The following is a 2793-nucleotide window of genomic DNA, read 5'->3' as shown; positions in this document are numbered from 1 at the left end:
GCCGGCGCCGGCCTGGCCCGCGCCACCCGCGGGGCCGGTCGCGTGGTCACGAGCGCGGGCGTCGGCCTGCCGCCGCAGCACCTGCGCGCCTTCTGCGAGGGCCTGCTGCTCGCCAGCTACGACCCGCCGCGCTCCGGCACGGGGGAGGGGCCCCGCCCGGCCGCCGAGGTCGTCGAGCTCCTCGGCGTCGACGAGGGACCCGCGCTCTCGCGCGCCGTCGTGGCGGCCCGCGCGACGTGGCGCACCCGCGACCTCGCGTCGACGCCGTCGTCGACAAAGGACCCGGCGTGGGTGGCGGACCAGGCCCGCGCCCTGGCCGCCGACCTCCCCGGCGTCGAGGTCGAGGTGCTCGACGCCGCCGGGCTCGCGCGCCAGGGGTTCGGCGGGCTGCTCGCCGTCGGCGGGGGCTCGGTCACGCCGCCCTGCCTGGTGACCGTGCGCTACCGGCCTCCGGCCGGGACGGCGCCGCGGCGGCACGTCGTCCTCGTCGGCAAGGGCATCACCTTCGACTCGGGCGGCCTGTCCATCAAGCCGCGCGACGCGATGATCCCCATGAAGACCGACATGGCCGGCGCCGCCGTCGTCCTCGCCGCCGTCCTGGGGGCGGCCGAGATGGAGCTGCCCCAGCCCGTCACGGCGCTCCTGCCGCTGGCCGAGAACGCCTTCGGCGGCGGCTCGTACCGCCCCGGCGACGTCGTGCGCGTGCACGGCGGCACCACCGTCGAGATCGCCAACACCGACGCCGAGGGCCGCATGGTCCTCGCGGACGCCCTCCACCACGCCGACGCGTCGCTGGAGCCCGACCTCCTCGTCGACGTCGCCACGCTCACCGGTGCGGCCTCGCTCGGGCTGGGCAAGCGGCACGCCGCGCTCTACACCGACGACGCGCCCCTGCTGGAGCAGCTGCGCAGCGCGTCGGAGGCCACGGGGGAGCGGGTCTGGCGGATGCCGCTCGTCGAGGACTACGCCTACGCGCTCGACTCCGACGTCGCCGACCTGCGCCACGTCGCGGCGAAGGGCGGCCCGGGCGCCGGCTCGATCACCGCGGCGCTCTTCCTGCGCGAGTTCACGGGCTCGCGGCGGTGGGCGCACCTCGACATCGCCGGGCCGGGCCGCGCCGACCGGGACGAGCACGAGGTCACCAAGGGCGCCACGGGCTTCGGCGCGCGCCTGCTCCTGCGGTGGCTGGAGGACGGCGCCGTCTGACCGGCGCCCGCGGACGGCGGGCCGCTCAGCCCCGGACGACGCCGACGAGCAGCCCGTCGCCCACGGGCAGCAGGGCGGGCAGCAGGCGCTCGTCGTCGCGCACGCGCCGCCCGGCCTGGCGGACCGCCGTGGTCGTCTCGTCGCGCTGCGCCGGGTCCGCGACCTTGTCCCTCCACAGGGCGCCCGCGACGACGAGGAGGCCGCCGGGGCGCAGCAGGCGCAGGGCCTGGTCGAGGTGGGCGTCGAGGTCGCGCCGGTCGGCGTCGAGCAGCACGAGGTCGTAGGCCCCGTCGGTGAGGCGGGGCAGCACCTCCTGGGCGCGGCCGCCGATGACCCGCACGCGGCCGCTGCGGACGCCCGCGTCCACCAGCGCCTCGCGGGCGGCGCGCTGGTGCTCGGGCTCGCTGTCGATCGTCGTGAGGACGCCGTCGGCCGGCATGCCCGCGAGCAGCCAGAGCGTGGAGACACCGCTGCCCGTGCCGACCTCGACGACGGCCCTCGCCCCGGCCGCGGCCGCCAGGAGGCGCAGGGCCGCGCCCGTGCCGGGGTCGACGGGCGCGCAGCCGAGCTCGACGCCCCGGGCGCGGGCCCGCTCGAGCGCCTCGTCCTCGACGACGAAGTCCTCGGCGTAGCTGCGGCTGGCGGCGGACGTGGCGGCGATGACGGCCTCCCGGCTCGTGCGCCCCGACCGCCCGGGTCGGCCGGCGGCGCGCCCGCAGGCTACTGGGCCGCCCACCTCCCGCCGGGGCCCTTCCCGGCCGGTCCCCTCCCGCCGGCGGCGTCGTGGACGGCAGGGCCCGTCGGGGGAGACCGGTGGCCTCGCCCAGGTGGCGCCCAGGCCCCGGTGGCACGATCACAGCATGACCACGCGAGGCCGCGCCCGGGGCGCGGCGCCCGACGCCGTCGCGGCCCCGTCGCCGGCCGCTGCGGAGGACTCCGAGTGGGCTCCCCCCAGCTGGGACGACGTGGTGCGCGACCACTCCGCCCGCGTCTTCCGCCTCGCCTACCGCCTCACGGGCGACCGGCACGACGCCGAGGACCTCACGCAGGAGGTCTTCGTGCGCGTCTTCCGCTCGCTGTCCTCCTACACCCCCGGCACGTTCGAGGGCTGGCTCCACCGCATCACGACGAACCTCTTCCTCGACCAGGTGCGCCGCCGCCAGCGGATCCGCTTCGACGCCCTCGCCGACGACGCCGACGACCGCCTGCCCGGCTCCGACCCGGGCCCCGAGCGCGCCTTCGAGCACGGCAACCTCGACCGCGACGTCCAGGCCGCCCTGCTCGAGCTGTCGCCCGACTTCCGCGCGGCCGTGGTGCTGTGCGACATCGAGGGCCTCAGCTACGAGGAGATCGCCCGCGCCCTCGGCGTCAAGATCGGCACCGTGCGCTCGCGCATCCACCGCGCCCGCGCCCAGCTGCGCGCCTCCCTGTCCCACCGGGCGCCGACCGGCTGGGTGGCCTGAGCGCCCGCCACCGACCGACCGGCCGGCCCACCGCGCGACCGGCGCGCTGGACCCGCCGCACGCTCCGGACGGGTGCTGCGGGCCGACCGGGTGCGCGCCGGACGGGCCCGCGGGCGAGGATGGG

At 78.5% G+C, this 2793-nt stretch carries 3 protein-coding genes; 2 read left to right on the top strand and 1 reads right to left on the bottom strand.

Features of this window, described 5'->3' with window-relative positions; all coding sequences use genetic code 11:
* The coding region (locus HLB09_RS15400) for a leucyl aminopeptidase family protein (RefSeq protein ID WP_171204204.1) at positions 1-1206 on the top strand (1206 nt) is incomplete at its 5' end.
* Between the two features lie 25 nt (positions 1207-1231).
* Here HLB09_RS15400 and HLB09_RS19545 read toward each other — a convergent pair.
* Positions 1232-1867, bottom strand: a complete 636-nt coding sequence (locus tag HLB09_RS19545; RefSeq protein ID WP_171204205.1) for a class I SAM-dependent methyltransferase — start codon at positions 1865-1867, stop codon at positions 1232-1234.
* A gap of 199 nt (positions 1868-2066) precedes the next feature.
* Here HLB09_RS19545 and sigE point away from each other — a divergent pair, with 199 nt between their 5' ends.
* Complete coding sequence (gene sigE, locus HLB09_RS15390) at positions 2067-2669, top strand: RNA polymerase sigma factor SigE (RefSeq protein ID WP_171204203.1); 603 nt, start codon at positions 2067-2069, stop codon at positions 2667-2669.
* Positions 2670-2793: the final 124 nt, after the last annotated feature.

This window comes from Pseudokineococcus marinus (assembly GCF_013004605.1).
Taxonomy (GTDB): Bacteria; Actinomycetota; Actinomycetes; order Actinomycetales; family Quadrisphaeraceae; genus Pseudokineococcus; species Pseudokineococcus marinus.
Note: the sequence above shows the minus strand (reverse complement) of the source record. Positions and strands in the feature narration are given on the sequence as shown.